The organism is Paraburkholderia sp. OAS925 (assembly GCF_040543975.1).
Taxonomy (GTDB): Bacteria; Pseudomonadota; Gammaproteobacteria; order Burkholderiales; family Burkholderiaceae; genus Paraburkholderia; species Paraburkholderia graminis.
Genome location: NZ_JBEUNO010000001.1, coordinates 1,367,088 through 1,381,053, shown reverse-complemented (window position 1 = coordinate 1,381,053; position 13,966 = coordinate 1,367,088). Strand labels below are relative to the sequence as shown.

Sequence of the window (13,966 nt, the reverse complement as noted above, 5' to 3'; positions counted from 1 at the left end):
TTTGAGTCGTAGCGGAAGCAGGCCGCGTATGCGCCGGCGCGCCTTGACAGGACACAACGCAACACATGACGCGAGGCGGGACGAAGCTCTAGCCGCCCTGCTTATAGTTGTTCAAAGCATAGCCGCGATCGCGATAGAAGCGATAGCGCTCGCGCCCGGCAATGAGTTCGTCATGTGCGTTACCGACCACTTCGAGCAACCTTTCGAAGCGCGCGAACTGCGAGGGCACCGTCGCACCGAGATTGAGAAGCACCTGATGATGCGGCACGTCGTCGAGGTTCGCGGCCAGCACGATCGGCGTTTGCGCGGCGAGCGGCGTGCCCGCCATGCAGTGCGGCACGAAGTCGAGCGCCGAGAAAGTCCACAGCTGCTCGTCGAACGCGCGCAGCCGCTCGGGCTCAGCCACGACGATGGTGGGCTGCCCCGCCTGATACGCCTTGCGCACCAGGCGGCACGCATAAAGCAGCGAGTCGCCGACGTTCGAATGGAAGTCGATTCGAGTCATCGGCGGCCCCGCTTTACGCTTTCGGCGCGCTCTGCGACACGTGGGACACCTGCGACGCGCGCAACGTTACTGCGATGCGTCATTGCGCCGCGCGGCCGTCCACGGCCCGACCGTCCGCGGCGCGATCGATCAAGAACTGCGCGAGCAACGGCACCGGACGTCCGGTGGCGCCCTTCGCCGCGCCGCTCTTCCACGCCGTGCCGGCAATGTCCAGATGCGCCCACGGATACGCGTCGGTGAAGCGCGACAGGAAGCACGCCGCCGTCACGCTGCCCGCCGGCCGGCCGCCGATATTCGCGAGGTCCGCGAAATTCGACTTGAGCTGTTCCTGATACTCGTCGTCGAGCGGCAGCCGCCACGCCGGGTCCGATGCCTCGCGCGATGCGTCGAGCAGCTCGCCCGCCAGCGCGTCGTTTTTGGAGAAGAGGCCGCTGTTGTGATGACCGAGCGCGATGATGCAAGCGCCCGTCAGCGTGGCAATGTCGATCACCGCGGCGGGCTTGAAGCGCTCCGCATAAGTGAGCGCGTCGCACAAGATCAGACGGCCTTCGGCGTCCGTGTTGAGCACTTCGATTGTCAGGCCCTTCATGCTCGTGACGATGTCGCCCGGCTTCGTGGCCGTGCCCGAAGGCATGTTCTCGACAGCCGGAATGATGCCGACCACATTGATCTTCAGGCCCATTTCGGCGACCCCGCGCAATGTGCCCAGCACCGAACCGGCGCCGCACATGTCGTACTTCATTTCGTCCATGCCTTCGCCGGGCTTGAGCGAAATGCCGCCCGTGTCGAACGTCACGCCCTTGCCGACCAGCACGACCGGCGCGGCCTTCGCGGCGCCGCCCTGGTACTGCAGCACGATGAACTGCGCGGGTTCGGTGGAGCCCGCCGTCACCGACAGGAACGAGCCCATCTTCAGCGCTTCGCACTGTTTTTCGCCGAGCACTTCGACCTTCAGCTTCCAGTCTTTCGCGAGCTTCTTCGCGGTGTTCGCGAGATAAGTCGGCGTGCAGACGTTGCTCGGCAGATTGCCGAGGTCGCGCGTCAGGTCCATGCCGTTGGCGAGCGCGGCGCCCTGCTTCGCGGCGAGCTTGGCGGCCTTCTCGTCGCCGGTATTCACGCTGAACACGATGCGTTTCAGCGCGCGCGCCGAGTTGTCCGGCTTGCTCTTCATCTGCGTGAACTTGTAGGTCAGTTCGCGCAGCGCGAGAATCGCGGCGCGCACAGCCCAGTCGGCCGAACGCTCGAGGATGGGCAGTTGCGCCAGCGTGAACGTGACCTGCACGACCTTGGTGGCGAGCAACGCGCGCCATGCCGCGCGCACCGCTTCGCCATAGGCTTTCTGACTGAAAGCGTCCTGTTTGCCGAGCCCGACGAGCAGCACGCGCGATGCGCCGATACCCGAGACTTCATGCAGGAACAGCGTGCTGCCCGCTTTGCCTTCCATGTCGCCCGCCTTGATGATGCGGGTCAGGAGGCCCTTGGTGGCTACGTCGATTTCGAGTGCCGCGCCCGAGAGCGTCTGCGACTCGAACACGCCGATTACGATGCAATCCGATTTCCCGGTGAGGAAACCGTTTGACGAGCCTTTGGTCCAATCACAGGCTTTTATGCTAAAGTCCATCGCGCTTGTCCTCGGATAAAATCTGGGCTTAGGATGAAAGCCGCAATTATCCGCTATTTTTCCTGCGGCGGCTGCACCGGAGGCGTGGCGGAAAGCAATCCGCGCGTCGCTGAGAGCGCCCCCTCTCGTCATCAATAATGATCTTCGAACGCTCCCTCCAGCGCGAACTCGCGTATACGGCTGGTGCCGTGTTCATGGTTCTGCTTACGCTCGTGCTGACCACGATGATGATCCGCATCGTCGGCTTCGCGGCGCAAGGCGAGATCGACCCGCGCGACGTGCTGGTCCTGATCGGCCTGACCGTGATCGGCTATCTCGCCATCATGCTCGTCGCCACTTTGTTCGTGTCGATCCTGTTCGTGCTGACGCGCTGGTACAAAGACTCCGAGATGGTCGTGTGGCTTTCGTCGGGCGTGAGTCTCAGTCACCCGGTTTATCAAGCCCATCGGCATGTTCGCCACGCCGATCATTATTCTTATCTGTTTCTTCGTATTCGTCGGCTGGCCGTGGTCGAATCAGCAAAGCAAAATGATCCGCGCGCGCTTTCAGCAGCGCGACGAAGTTTCACTGCTCGCGCCAGGCCAGTTCCGCGAATCGGCTAGCAGTCATCGTGTGTTCTTCATCGAGAAGATGTCGCCGGATCAGGGCCACGTCGAGAACGTATTCGTGACGAGCACCGAGAACGGCAAGGTCAACGTGGTGGTGTCGAAGAACGGCCATACCGAAACGCACAAGAACGGCGACCGCTTCGTCGTGCTCGAAAACGGCCGGCGCTATGAAGGCGAGCCGGGGCATCCGGATTTCCGCATCATGGAGTTCGAGCGTTACGGCGTCAAAATCGAGAGTCAGCCGGTGGTCAACACGCCCACCACGACGGGCACGCCCACGCTCACGCTGCTGCGCAATCCGACCCAGGTGAATCTCGCCGAATTCGCGTGGCGCGCGGGGCTGCCGCTCATCGCAATCAATCTGATGCTGCTCGCCATTCCGCTCGCGCATCAGAACCCGCGGCGCAGCCGCACGATCAACCTCGTGATGGCCGTGCTGATCTATCTGACGTATTCGAATCTGCTGAACGTCGTGCAGTCGTGGATCGAGCAAGGCAAGATGTCGTTCGCGCTCGGGCTCGTGATTCTGCATGTCATCGTGGCAGCGATTGTCGCGTTTATCTTCTGGCTGCGCGTGCGCAACCGGCCGCTCTTCACGAGGGCCATGTTCAGCCGTTCGCAGGGAGCCTGATCAATGCGCATCTATGAAAGGTACTTCGCGCGTCAGGTCTACCTCACGTTCATTTTCATTCTGTTCGCGTTTTCGGGCCTGTTCTTTTTCTTCGACCTGATCAACGAACTGAACTCGGTCGGTCACGGCAACTATAAATTCCAGTACGCGGTGCTGCGCGTCGCGCTGCAAACGCCGTCGCGTTTCTACGAGATCATTCCGGTCGCCGCGCTGATCAGCGCGATCTACGTGTTCGCGCAAATGGCGGCGAATTCCGAGTACACGATCTTTCGCGTGTCCGGGCTCGCCACTAATCAGGCGCTGCGCTCGCTGCTGAAAATCGGCATTCCGCTGGTGTTTTTGACGTACCTGATCGGCGAAGTGGTCGGCCCGTACACGGATCAGTTGTCCGAGCGCGTGCGGCTCGAGGCGCTCGGGTCGTCGGTGTCGAGCAACTTCCAGTCGGGCGTCTGGGTGAAGGACACGCTGACCGCGCGCGCCGACGGCGAGCAGGTCACGCGCTTTGTCAACGTCGGCGAACTGAAGCCGGACGCGACCATCAGCAATGTCCGCATTTACGAGTTCGATTCGAAGTTCCGGCTTTCGAATGTGCGCATTGCGAAGAGCGGCGTGTATCAGCCGCCCGGTCATTGGCAATTGACCGGCGTGACGGATACGCAGTTGATCGACGTGCCCCCGCCTTCCGGCACGCCGGCCGATGCGCTGAATCCGGTGTATCGCGCGAGGCAGGTTGCGCTGCCCGAATATTCGTTGCGCTCGGAATTGACGCCGCAGATTCTGTCGGTGCTGCTGGTGTCGCCGGATCGCATGTCGATGTTCAACCTCTTCCGCTACATTCAGCATTTGACCGAGAATCATCAGGACACGCAGCGCTATGAAATCGCGCTGTGGCGCAAGGTGCTGTATCCGTTTGCGGTGTTCGTGATGCTGGTGCTGTCGCTACCCTTTGCGTATCTGCATACGCGCGCCGGCGTGGTCGGTATGAAGGTGTTCGGCGGGATCATGCTCGGCATGAGCTTCCAGTTGTTCAACACGCTGTTCTCGCATATCGGCACGCTAAACACGTGGCCAGCGCCGTTGACGGCGGCCACGCCTGGACTGGTTTATCTGGTGCTCGGCCTCGTCGGGCTAAAGTGGGTTGATCGCCATTAGGAGCCTTCGCGATGGCTACGCATGGGTTGATCCTGTTTGGGCATGGCGCACGCGATGTGCGCTGGCGTGAGCCCTTTGAGCGGCTCGCGCAGAAGCTGCGCGCAGCGCGCGCTTCGGGCGCGAACGGCGACGATGGCCGTGTGCGTCTCGCTTTTCTCGAGTTGATGGAGCCGGACTTACCCACCGCGGTCGGCGAACTCGTTGCCGACGGCTGCGATGCGATTACCGTCGTGCCCGTGTTCTTCGGGCAAGGCGGGCATATCAGGAAAGATCTGCCCGAGTTGATTCAGCGTTGCCGCGACGCGCAGCCTTCGGTGGAGATTACGTGCGCGGTTGCCGTGGGTGAGGATGAGGCTGTGCTCGATGCTGTCGTGGGGTATTGCTTGCGGCAGGGGTGATTCTTTTGTTCCAGGATCGCTAGTTGCAGCCGGCGTTTAAGCCGCCACCAGAATCCCACCCGCCACAGAGCGCGCCGCGTCCTTCGCCTTCACACCTCCGCGCGCCGCAAACGCCTCGCCGATCATCAACAGACTCGGTTGCGAAGCGTCCAGCCATCTTTGCGCTTCCCCCGCAGCCAGCTCTTCGAGCGTCAACGTCAGCATGCGCTCACGCTCGGTGCTGCAGGCCTCGACAATCGCCACGGGCGTCGAAACCGGCTTGCCCGCGTCGATCAACTGCTGCGCAATCTCGACGCCGCTGTCACGCCCCATATAGAACACGAGCGAATCGGCGTTCACCTGCTCGCGAATTTCATCGGAGCCCGGCGCGCGGCTGAACGTCGCGAGTGCGACGCTGCGCGACACGCCGCGCAACGTCAATGAACGCTTCAGGGAGGCCGCGCTGGCGAGCGCAGCCGTGATGCCAGGCACCACTTCATACTCGATGCCCGCGGCCTCGAGCGCACGCATTTCCTCGTCCGCGCGACCGAACAGCATCGGATCGCCGCCCTTCAGGCGCACGACGACTTCGTGTTCGAGCGCCGCATCGACGATCTGCTTGTTGATGAACTGCTGCGCCGTCGATAGCTGTCCGCAGCGCTTGCCGACAGCAATCCGCTTTGCGTGGGACGGCGCGTAGTCGAGCATCGCCGGCTCCACCAGCGCGTCGTGCAGCACGACGTCGGCGCTCGCGAGAAGCCGCGCACCGCGCACCGTGATCAGGTCGGCGGCGCCTGGTCCCGCGCCGATCAGATAAACCTTACCCATGTGTGTCAGCCTGTTCGTCAGTGCGCTCGCTGCCAATCAATCGCCGTTACGCCGAGAACGCGCGGATCATGCCGGCCGCGACTGTGTGATGCGTCGCTTCGTCGATCAGCACGAACGCGCCCGTGCCCTGATGCGAGTCGTACACGTCGCACACCAGCGGCTTTTGCAACGTGAGCGCCACGCGGCCGATGTCGTTCATCGCGAGCTCGCGGCGATCCGTCGACTGCGACAGCGTATGCACGTCGAGCACTTCCTTGATGGAGCCGATGCGCGCGAACACAGTGTTGGTGGTCTGCTTCAGCAGATACTTGCGCTGTGTCGACAGCGGCGTGTCGTCAAACCAGCACAGGTCGGCCTCGAGCTTCTTCGCGGGTTCAGGCGCGGCCTCGCGCAGCACGAAGGTATCGCCGCGCGACACGTCGACGTCTTCCGCGAGACGGATCGTCACCGTCTGACCGGCAAACGCGCGGTCTACCGCAGCCGTGCCGCCCACCACCGGCGCGATGATCTCAGCAACCGTCGCTTCGCGATTAGCCGGCAGCACGACGATCGTGTCGCCGACCTTCACCTCGCCCGCTTCGACGCGGCCCATATAGCCGCGGAAGTCGTCGGCCTGGCTGCCGTCCTGGCGCGCGACCCATTGCACCGGGAAACGCAGCGCCTGGCCCGTCGGCACTTGCACCGGCAGCGCTTCGAGCAGATCGAGCAGCGGCTCGCCCGCGTACCACGGCATGCGTTCGCTGGCCGTCACGATGTTGTCGCCCTTGAGCGCCGACACCGGCACGAAGCGCACATCGCTCAAACCGAGCTGACGCGCGAGTTCGACATACGCGTCGCGAATCTCGTTGAAGCGCGTCTCGCTGTAATCGACCAGATCCATCTTGTTGATCGCGACGATCGCATGCTGCAAGCCGAGCAGCTTCACGATCGCGCTGTGACGCTTGGTCTGCGGCAACAGTTGCGCAACGCCGTCGACGAAGGTCACGCGCGTTGCGTCGACGAGAATGATCGCCGCGTGCGCGGTCGATGCGCCCGTCACCATGTTGCGCGTGTACTGCTCGTGGCCCGGCGTATCGGCGATGATGAACTTGCGCTTCGCGGTCGCGAAGTAGCGATACGCGACGTCGATCGTGATGCCCTGCTCGCGTTCGGCTTCGAGACCGTCGGTGAGGAGCGCGAGGTCGATTTCGTCGCCGACGGTGCGCTTGTTCTTCGCGCGCGACAACGCGGAAAGCTGGTCGCTCAACACAGCCTTGCTGTCGTACAGCAGGCGGCCGATCAACGTGCTCTTGCCGTCGTCGACGCTGCCCGCGGTGATGAAGCGAAGCACGCCGAGGTCTTCTGGTTGGTGAATGCTGCTCATGATGTTCCTTTACGTATGTCGGCGTGCTTAGAAATAACCTTGCTTCTTGCGCTGTTCCATCGCGGCCTCGGAGACCTGATCGTCCATCCGGGTCGCGCCGCGCTCCGTGATTTCGGTCACGGCCGTTTCGGCGATGATCTTTTCCAGATCGTCCGCATCGCTTTCAACGGGACACGTGCAGCTAATGTCGCCGACCGTGCGGAAACGCACCACCGCCGTTTCGCTGACTTCGCCTTCGCGCATCGGCGTGAGCGGCGTGACGGGCACGAGCAGGCCGTTGCGGCGCACGATCTCGCGTTGGTGCGCGTAATAGATCGACGGCAATTCGAGCTTCTCGCGCGCAATGTATTGCCACACGTCGAGTTCGGTCCAGTTCGAAATCGGGAACACGCGCAGATGTTCGCCGTTATGCAGACGCGCGTTGTACAGGCTCCACAGTTCGGGGCGCTGCGCCTTCGGGTCCCATTGGCCGAACTCGTCGCGGAACGAGAAGATGCGCTCTTTCGCGCGGGCCTTTTCTTCGTCGCGACGCGCGCCGCCGATCAGCGCGGTATAGCCATGCTGTTCGATGGTTTCAAGCAACGTCACCGCTTGCGCCGCATTGCGCGAATCCGTTTCGCGACGCAGACGCACCGTGCCGCGCTTGATCGAATCTTCAACGTGGCCAACCACCAGTTCCGCGCCGATCTCTTTCGCGCGACGGTCGCGGAAGTCGATCACTTCGTCGTAGTTGTGGCCCGTGTCGATATGCACGAGCGGAAACGGCAGCACGGTCTTGCGATTCGCGCCGATGCCGAACGCCTTCAGTGCGAGCGCGAGCACGACGACCGAATCCTTGCCGCCCGAAAACAGCAGCGCCGGCTTGCTGCATTCGGCGACCAGTTCGCGCAGGATATGAATCGACTCGGCTTCGAGCCAATCGAGGTGATCCATCCGGTTCGCCGTGTTGGCAAGCGGAGCGTTGACAGTGGAATCGAGCGTGGTGCTCATGTTTGGGTCCTTCGTTGATTCGCTTGTCGAGCGGTTGCTCGCGAAGCGCACAGATTCAATTCGGTATGTGCGGCGTGAAGAAGCAAAGACAAGTCTTCAACTCCACGCCGCATCAATAAGCGATGCTTCAGGCCGGGGCGTTCTCGCTGCGATCCACCGCAATCGGCGTGATCGTCGTGATGTGCAGTCCGCATTCCTTCGTGTCGCGCGACTCCCACCACCAGCGGCCCGCGCGGCTGTCCTCGCCGGGACGCACGGCGCGCGTGCACGGCTCGCAGCCAATGCTCGGATAACCGCGCGCATGCAGCGGATTCACCGGCACGTCGAACGCCTTGAGGTAATCCCATACTTCGGCTTCGGTCCAGTCCGTGAGCGGATTGAACTTCGCGATGTTGCGCGCGGCGTCGTGCTCTTCCTCGTGCAGTTCGGCACGCGTCACCGACTGTTCGCGGCGCTGGCCCGTCACCCATGCGCTGACATCCGACAGCGCGCGATTGAGCGGCTCGACCTTGCGGATCTCGCAGCAGCGCTTGCGCAGATCGACGCTTTCATAGAACGCGTTCAGACCATGTGACGTGACGTATTCTTCGACGGCGGCAGCCTGCGGATGAAACTGCTCGATGTCGTAGCCATAACGCTCTTTCACGCGATCGATCATGCCGAGCGTCTCGGCGTGCAAGCGGCCAGTATTCAGCGAGAAGATGCCGATCTTCACGCCGCGCGACAGGATCGCGTGCGTGAGCAGCATGTCTTCGGCGGCGAGGCTGCTCGCGAACTTCACGTTCGCGTGACGCGCGGCGATCGAATCGAGCAGCGCATTGAGGCGCTCGACCTTGGCAGCGAGTTCGGGCGCGAGCGACTGCGATAAAGCGGCGCTCATGCCGAAACCTTTTGCGAAGCAGCCGACGACGAAGCCGAAGCAGCGCGGCGGCGGAACAGCGGCGCCGGTTCATCGAATGCGCCCTGATACTGCACGGTGAAATCGTCGAATGCCTTGATGGCGTCGCTAATGTCTTTATCCGCGCGCACGGCGAATGCGTCGAAGCCGCAACGCAACATCAAACGCACCTGGTCGCGCAGCACGTCGCCGATGGCGCGCAATTCGCCCTTGTAGCCATAGCGCTCGCGCAGCAGGCGGCCGATGCTGTAGCCGCGGCCGTCACGAAACACCGGGAAGTCCACGGCGATTACCGCGAGCTTGTCGAAATCGCCGGCGATGTCCGCCGGTTCGCTGTCCGGCGCAAGCCACACGCCGAGTTCAGCGGCGCCACGCGAGGCGCTCAATGCGTCGCGCTCCGCTTGCCAGAATGCCAGCGGCACGATGATCTTGCCGGCCGGCAGTTCGTTCACCGCGGGCAGCGAGCCGTCTTCGGCGGGACGCACGAGCGTCCAGTCATCGTTGACGATCGCGCGATTCTTGATGATAGAAGCCATCTGTTCTGTATCCTTTGCGCGCTTACGCGTGAGCCGGTTGACGCGATGCGTACACGCGTTCCTTAAACGGAGCGATGCCGATGCGGCTGTACGTGTCGATGAAACGCTCGCCTTCCTCGCGATGCTCGACGAACGTGTCGATCACCTTCGAGATCACGTCCGGCATTTCTTCCGCCGAGAACGACGGGCCGATCACGCGGCCGAGATGCGCGCCCGTTGCGCCGGTGCCCTGCTCGCCGCCGAGCGTCACCTGATACCACTCCGAGCCGTCCTTATCGACCCCCAGAATGCCGATGTTGCCCACATGGTGATGACCGCAAGCGTTGATGCAACCCGAGATATTCAGCGACACGTCGCCCAGGTCGTACACGAAGTCCAGATCGTTGAAACGCTCCTGAATCGCGAGTGCAATCGGGATCGACTTGGCATTCGCGAGCGAGCAGAAATCGCCGCCCGGGCACGCGATGATGTCGGTCAGCAAGCCGATGTTCGGCGTCGCAAAACCTTGCGCCTTGGCCTTTTCCCACAGCGCGAACAGGTCGCGCTTCTTGACGTTCGCGAGAATCAGATTCTGTTCGTGCGACACGCGAACTTCGCCCAGCGAATACTCGTCGGCCCAATCCGCGACGGCTTCCATTTGCGCGTCGGTTGCGTCGCCCGGCGCGACGATGCCGTTTTTCAGCGACAGCGTCACGGCCGCGTAACCCGCGACCTTATGCGGACGCACATTGCGCTCGACCCAACGCGCGAAGCCACGGTTTTCGAGCAGATGCTTTTCGAACGAAGCGTCGGTGTCGGCGAGCTTCTCGTACACCGGCGGCTGGAAGTATTGCGACACGCGATCGAGTTCGGCTTGCGTCAGCGTCGAAGGACCGTCCTTCAGATGCTGCCATTCCTCTTCGACCTGCGCGGCGAACTTCTCCGGCGACAGCGCCTTCACCAGAATCTTGATACGCGCCTTGTACATGTTGTCGCGGCGGCCGTAGCGGTTGTACACGCGCAGCACGGCTTCGCTGTACGTCAGCAGATGTTGCCAGGGCAGATCGCGACGAATGACCGCGCCGACGATCGGCGTGCGGCCCAGACCGCCGCCCGCCAGAATGTCGACCACGAGTTCGCCCTGCGCGTTGCGCTTCACATACACGCCCATGTCGTGAATCTGCACGGCGGCGCGATCTTCCTGCGAACCCGAAACGGCGATCTTGAACTTGCGCGGCAGCCACAGGAACTCGGGGTGGAACGTCGACCATTGACGCAGAATTTCCGCCCACGGCCGCGGGTCGACGAATTCGTCGGGCGCCACGCCCGCGAACTGATCGGCGGTAATGTTGCGGATGCAATTGCCCGACGTCTGGATCGCGTGCATCTGCACCGACGCGAGCTTGCGCAGAATCTCCGGCGTTTCCTCGAGCTTGATCCAGTTGTACTGGATGTTCGAGCGCGTCGAGAAATGGCCATAGCCGCGGTCGTGCTCGCGCGCGATCACGGCCAGCATGCGAAGCTGGTCGCTGCGCAGATTGCCGTAGGGAATCGCGATGCGGTGCATGTACGCGTGGCGCTGGTAGTACAGGCCGTTCTGCAGACGCAGCGGACGGAACTCCTCTTCGCTCAATTCGCCCGACAAGCGGCGGCGAACCTGATCGGCGTACTGCGCGACCCGTTCATCGACGATGGTCTGGTCGTACTGATCGTATTGGTACATTCGGGGACCCCAATTTTTTGGCTTGCACACACGACGGTCCGGCGACCGGCGCTCCGGTTCCACCGCGCTTCTGAACATCCGTGTTTGTCAGCTCGATCGAGTCAGGGTTTAGACCTATCTCTCATTTGCTTATAACAAATACAGATATCCATATTGAAAAAGATGGACAGATCGTAATAAACTCGCCTTATATTTCAAACGACTAAAAAATTCTTTTGATATGCGGAGAGGTTATATGAACCTGCATCAGTTCCGCTTCGTCCGCGAGGCTGTGCGGCAGAACTTCAATCTGACCGAAGCGGCCAAGGCGCTGTTTACAAGCCAGCCGGGGGTTTCCAAGGCGATCATCGAGCTCGAGGACGAGCTGGGCGTGGAAATCTTCACGCGCCACGGCAAGCGCGTGCGTTCGCTGACCGAACCGGGGCGCATCATCCTGCAATCGGTCGAGCGTATTTTGCAGGAAGTCGAGAGCCTGAAACGCGTCGGCAAGGACTACGCGGCGCAGGATCAGGGCAACCTGGTGATCGCGGCCACGCACACGCAGGCGCGCTATTCGCTGCCCGCCGCCATCGCGGAGTTCAAGAAACGCTTCCCGAAGGTTCACCTTTCGATTCTGCAAGGCAGCCCGACGCAAGTGGCCGAGATGGTGCTGCATGACCAGGCGGACCTCTGCATCGCCACCGAGGCGATCTCCAACTATAAAGAACTCGTCTCGCTGCCGTGCTTCCAGTGGCATCACGTCGCCGTGATGCAGCCGGATCACCCGCTGCTCGACCGCAAGCTGTTGTCGCTGGACGATCTGACGCAGTATCCGCTGATCACCTACGACAACGCGTTCGCCGGCCGCACCAAGATCAACGAGGCGTTCCGGCTGCGCGCGCTGCATCCGGACATCGTGCTCGAGGCGATCGACGCCGACGTGATCAAAACCTATGTCGAACTCGGCCTCGGCGTCGGCATCATGGCGGACATCGCGTTTAACGCCGAGCGCGACCGTCATCTGCGCGCGATGCCGGTCGGCCACCTGTTCGGCAGCAACGTGACGCGGGTCGCGCTCAAGCACGGCGCGTATCTGCGCAGCTATGTGTATACGCTGGTCGAGCTTCTGTCGCCGGGCCTGAACCGCAGGCTGATCGAACAGGCGCTCAAGGGCGAACACGAAACCTACGAACTTTGATTTGACCAACGCGCTTTGCTTTGTCCGCTACGGAGACCCATCGATGACGTCGCATAAAAACAGACTTCGCGGCCTCGCCGCTCTCGGCGTGCTCTTGCTCGCCACCGCCGCGCATGCCGACATCAAGGTCGGCATCGACCTGTCGAGCACCGGCCCGGCCGCCGTGATCGGCATCACCAGCAAGAACGCGATGCTGATGTGGCCGGCCACCATCGCCGGCCAGAAAGCCGACTATATTTTTCTCGACGACGCGTCCGATCCCGGCGCCGCCGTGCGCAATATCCGCAAGCTGATCAACGAAGACCACGTCGACGTGATCGTCGGCCCGAACATCACGCCGGCCGCGATGGCCGCGCTCGATCCGGTCGCCGAGAGCCAGACGCCGATGATCACGCTGATCGGCTCCGCCAGCGTGGTCGAGCCGCAGGAAGGCAAGAAGGTGTGGGCCTACAAGATGGCGCAGACCGACAGCGCGATGGCCGACGTGATGACGCGCTACATGTCGAACCATAACGTGAAGACGGTGGGCTTCATCGGTTTCGCGGACGGCTACGGCGAAAGCTGGCTCAACGAGTTCAGCAAGTTTGCCGCGCTGCGCCACATTCAACTGGTCGCGACCGAGCGCTATAACCGCACCGACGCGAGCGTCACCGGGCAGATTCTCAAGCTGATGGCCGCGAAGCCCGACGCGATTCTGATCGCCGGCGCGGGCACGCCGACGGTGCTGCCGCAGCGCACGCTGATCGAGCGCGGTTATAAAGGGCCGATCTATCAGACGCACGGCATCGCGACGCCGGAGTTCATCAAGCTGGGCGGCAAGGACGTCGAAGGCACGCTGTTTCCGACGCAGCCGGTCGTCGTCGCGCGCACGTTGCCGGCGGATCATCCCGCGAAAAAAGCGGCGCTCGCGTTCGCGAACGACTATGAAGCGAAGTACGGCGCCGGCAGCGTCACGCAATTCGCGGGCGATGCAGCGGGCGTCTATCCGCGTCTACAGGATGCGGTCACGCGCGCGCTGAAGACGGCGCAACCGGGAACGCAGGCTTTCCGCGTGGCGCTGCGCAACGAACTCGAGCACGCCCATGAACTGGTGGTGCCGAACGGCGTCGTGAGTACGAGCGCGAAGGATCACGTGGGACTGGATCAGCGCGCGAGCGTGATGGGCATCATTAAGAACGGCAAGTTCGTGTACTTGAGCCAGTAAGCGTCTAACAAGCGACGGTTACGCGAGGAGCGGCGCTTCACGCGTAACTTAACCGCCGCGCTGAAATTGTTAAAGTAGTAGTCTTCAACCGACCGGCATTACCACACCATGCGCACCACGCGAGCCATCCACGCCGTCGAGCGCCTGAAAACGCGCAGCGGCAATCCGCAGTTCGCCGCGATCAGCCTCTCGGGCGGCCTCTTTTATCTCGTCGACAAATCAGGCGGCTCCGACAAGAAAGTCTCCGACCCGCTCACGCTGGACGACTTCGTCAAGTTCGTCGACGCATACGGCCCGCCCAAGCCTCGCAAGGCAAGCAAGCTCGATATCGCATTCGAAGCGCAGATCAAGAAGAGCAAAGGCGGTTAGAACGG

13 protein-coding genes and 1 pseudogene are annotated in these 13,966 nt (G+C 62.4%); 6 read left to right on the top strand and 8 right to left on the bottom strand.

Going from position 1 to position 13,966, the window contains the following annotated elements:
• Positions 1 to 88: 88 nt before the first annotated feature.
• Positions 89 to 505 (bottom strand): DNA polymerase III subunit chi, encoded by a 417-nt coding sequence (locus ABIE53_RS05985; protein ID WP_107707210.1) that lies wholly within the window; start codon positions 503 to 505, stop codon positions 89 to 91.
• A 79-nt stretch (positions 506 to 584) separates the two neighbouring features.
• Positions 585 to 2,126, bottom strand: a complete 1,542-nt coding sequence (locus ABIE53_RS05980; RefSeq protein ID WP_107707211.1) for a leucyl aminopeptidase — start codon at positions 2,124 to 2,126, stop codon at positions 585 to 587.
• Between the two features lie 137 nt (positions 2,127 to 2,263).
• Between ABIE53_RS05980 and lptF the strand changes: the two are divergent.
• The 3 genes and pseudogenes from lptF to ABIE53_RS05965 all read left to right on the top strand — a co-directional run bounded on the left by lptF (position 2,264) and on the right by ABIE53_RS05965 (position 4,915).
• Positions 2,264 to 3,365: pseudogene (lptF, locus tag ABIE53_RS05975) on the top strand (LPS export ABC transporter permease LptF).
• A gap of 3 nt (positions 3,366 to 3,368) precedes the next feature.
• Complete coding sequence (gene lptG, locus ABIE53_RS05970; RefSeq protein ID WP_006048556.1) at positions 3,369 to 4,517, top strand: LPS export ABC transporter permease LptG; 1,149 nt, start codon at positions 3,369 to 3,371, stop codon at positions 4,515 to 4,517.
• Between the two features lie 11 nt (positions 4,518 to 4,528).
• Positions 4,529 to 4,915: a sirohydrochlorin chelatase gene (locus tag ABIE53_RS05965; RefSeq protein ID WP_107707212.1), complete on the top strand. Its 387-nt coding sequence runs from the start codon at positions 4,529 to 4,531 to the stop codon at positions 4,913 to 4,915.
• A 36-nt stretch (positions 4,916 to 4,951) separates the two neighbouring features.
• On the opposite strand, the gene cobA is transcribed toward ABIE53_RS05965, so the two are convergent.
• The 6 genes from cobA to ABIE53_RS05935 all read right to left on the bottom strand — a co-directional run bounded on the left by cobA (position 4,952) and on the right by ABIE53_RS05935 (position 11,211).
• A complete protein-coding gene (cobA, locus tag ABIE53_RS05960; protein WP_107707213.1) occupies positions 4,952 to 5,722 on the bottom strand; it encodes a uroporphyrinogen-III C-methyltransferase in 771 nt (256 codons plus the stop codon).
• Positions 5,723 to 5,768: 46 nt separating this feature from the next.
• Positions 5,769 to 7,085: a sulfate adenylyltransferase subunit 1 gene (locus ABIE53_RS05955; RefSeq protein WP_053857662.1), complete on the bottom strand. Its 1,317-nt coding sequence runs from the start codon at positions 7,083 to 7,085 to the stop codon at positions 5,769 to 5,771.
• 27 nt (positions 7,086 to 7,112) lie between these two features.
• Entirely contained in the window at positions 7,113 to 8,075 is a 963-nt protein-coding gene (gene cysD, locus ABIE53_RS05950) for a sulfate adenylyltransferase subunit CysD (protein WP_006048560.1), read from the bottom strand.
• A gap of 127 nt (positions 8,076 to 8,202) precedes the next feature.
• Entirely contained in the window at positions 8,203 to 8,955 is a 753-nt protein-coding gene (locus ABIE53_RS05945; RefSeq protein WP_029971109.1) for a phosphoadenylyl-sulfate reductase, read from the bottom strand.
• Positions 8,952 to 9,509 (bottom strand): DUF934 domain-containing protein, encoded by a 558-nt coding sequence (locus tag ABIE53_RS05940; protein WP_006048562.1) that lies wholly within the window; start codon positions 9,507 to 9,509, stop codon positions 8,952 to 8,954. Before ABIE53_RS05940 ends, ABIE53_RS05945 begins: the two co-directional genes overlap by 4 nt.
• A gap of 22 nt (positions 9,510 to 9,531) precedes the next feature.
• Positions 9,532 to 11,211 (bottom strand): nitrite/sulfite reductase, encoded by a 1,680-nt coding sequence (locus ABIE53_RS05935; protein WP_029971107.1) that lies wholly within the window; start codon positions 11,209 to 11,211, stop codon positions 9,532 to 9,534.
• Positions 11,212 to 11,446: 235 nt separating this feature from the next.
• Here ABIE53_RS05935 and ABIE53_RS05930 point away from each other — a divergent pair, with 235 nt between their 5' ends.
• From ABIE53_RS05930 to ABIE53_RS05920, 3 genes are all read left to right on the top strand, one after another.
• A complete protein-coding gene (locus ABIE53_RS05930) occupies positions 11,447 to 12,388 on the top strand; it encodes a CysB family HTH-type transcriptional regulator (RefSeq protein WP_029971106.1) in 942 nt (313 codons plus the stop codon).
• Positions 12,389 to 12,431: 43 nt separating this feature from the next.
• Positions 12,432 to 13,592: an ABC transporter substrate-binding protein gene (locus ABIE53_RS05925; RefSeq protein ID WP_192700152.1), complete on the top strand. Its 1,161-nt coding sequence runs from the start codon at positions 12,432 to 12,434 to the stop codon at positions 13,590 to 13,592.
• Between the two features lie 108 nt (positions 13,593 to 13,700).
• Positions 13,701 to 13,961, top strand: coding sequence for a hypothetical protein (locus tag ABIE53_RS05920; RefSeq protein ID WP_006048566.1), 261 nt, complete (start codon positions 13,701 to 13,703; stop codon positions 13,959 to 13,961).
• Positions 13,962 to 13,966 lie beyond the last annotated feature (5 nt).

Excerpts from the sequence above, each read along its gene's own strand:
- cysD (WP_006048560.1), bottom strand. The coding sequence starts at position 8,075 with ATGAGCACCACGCTCGATTCCACTGTCAACGCTCCGCTTGCCAACACG.
- ABIE53_RS05955 (WP_053857662.1), bottom strand. The coding sequence starts at position 7,085 with ATGAGCAGCATTCACCAACCAGAAGACCTCGGCGTGCTTCGCTTCATC.
- ABIE53_RS05945 (WP_029971109.1), bottom strand. The coding sequence starts at position 8,955 with ATGAGCGCCGCTTTATCGCAGTCGCTCGCGCCCGAACTCGCTGCCAAG.
- ABIE53_RS05920 (WP_006048566.1), top strand. The coding sequence starts at position 13,701 with ATGCGCACCACGCGAGCCATCCACGCCGTCGAGCGCCTGAAAACGCGC.
- ABIE53_RS05940 (WP_006048562.1), bottom strand. The coding sequence starts at position 9,509 with ATGGCTTCTATCATCAAGAATCGCGCGATCGTCAACGATGACTGGACG.
- ABIE53_RS05980 (WP_107707211.1), bottom strand. The coding sequence starts at position 2,126 with ATGGACTTTAGCATAAAAGCCTGTGATTGGACCAAAGGCTCGTCAAAC.
- cobA (WP_107707213.1), bottom strand. The coding sequence starts at position 5,722 with ATGGGTAAGGTTTATCTGATCGGCGCGGGACCAGGCGCCGCCGACCTG.
- ABIE53_RS05930 (WP_029971106.1), top strand. The coding sequence starts at position 11,447 with ATGAACCTGCATCAGTTCCGCTTCGTCCGCGAGGCTGTGCGGCAGAAC.
- ABIE53_RS05925 (WP_192700152.1), top strand. The coding sequence starts at position 12,432 with ATGACGTCGCATAAAAACAGACTTCGCGGCCTCGCCGCTCTCGGCGTG.
- ABIE53_RS05985 (WP_107707210.1), bottom strand. The coding sequence starts at position 505 with ATGACTCGAATCGACTTCCATTCGAACGTCGGCGACTCGCTGCTTTAT.
- ABIE53_RS05965 (WP_107707212.1), top strand. The coding sequence starts at position 4,529 with ATGGCTACGCATGGGTTGATCCTGTTTGGGCATGGCGCACGCGATGTG.
- ABIE53_RS05935 (WP_029971107.1), bottom strand. The coding sequence starts at position 11,211 with ATGTACCAATACGATCAGTACGACCAGACCATCGTCGATGAACGGGTC.
- lptG (WP_006048556.1), top strand. The coding sequence starts at position 3,369 with ATGCGCATCTATGAAAGGTACTTCGCGCGTCAGGTCTACCTCACGTTC.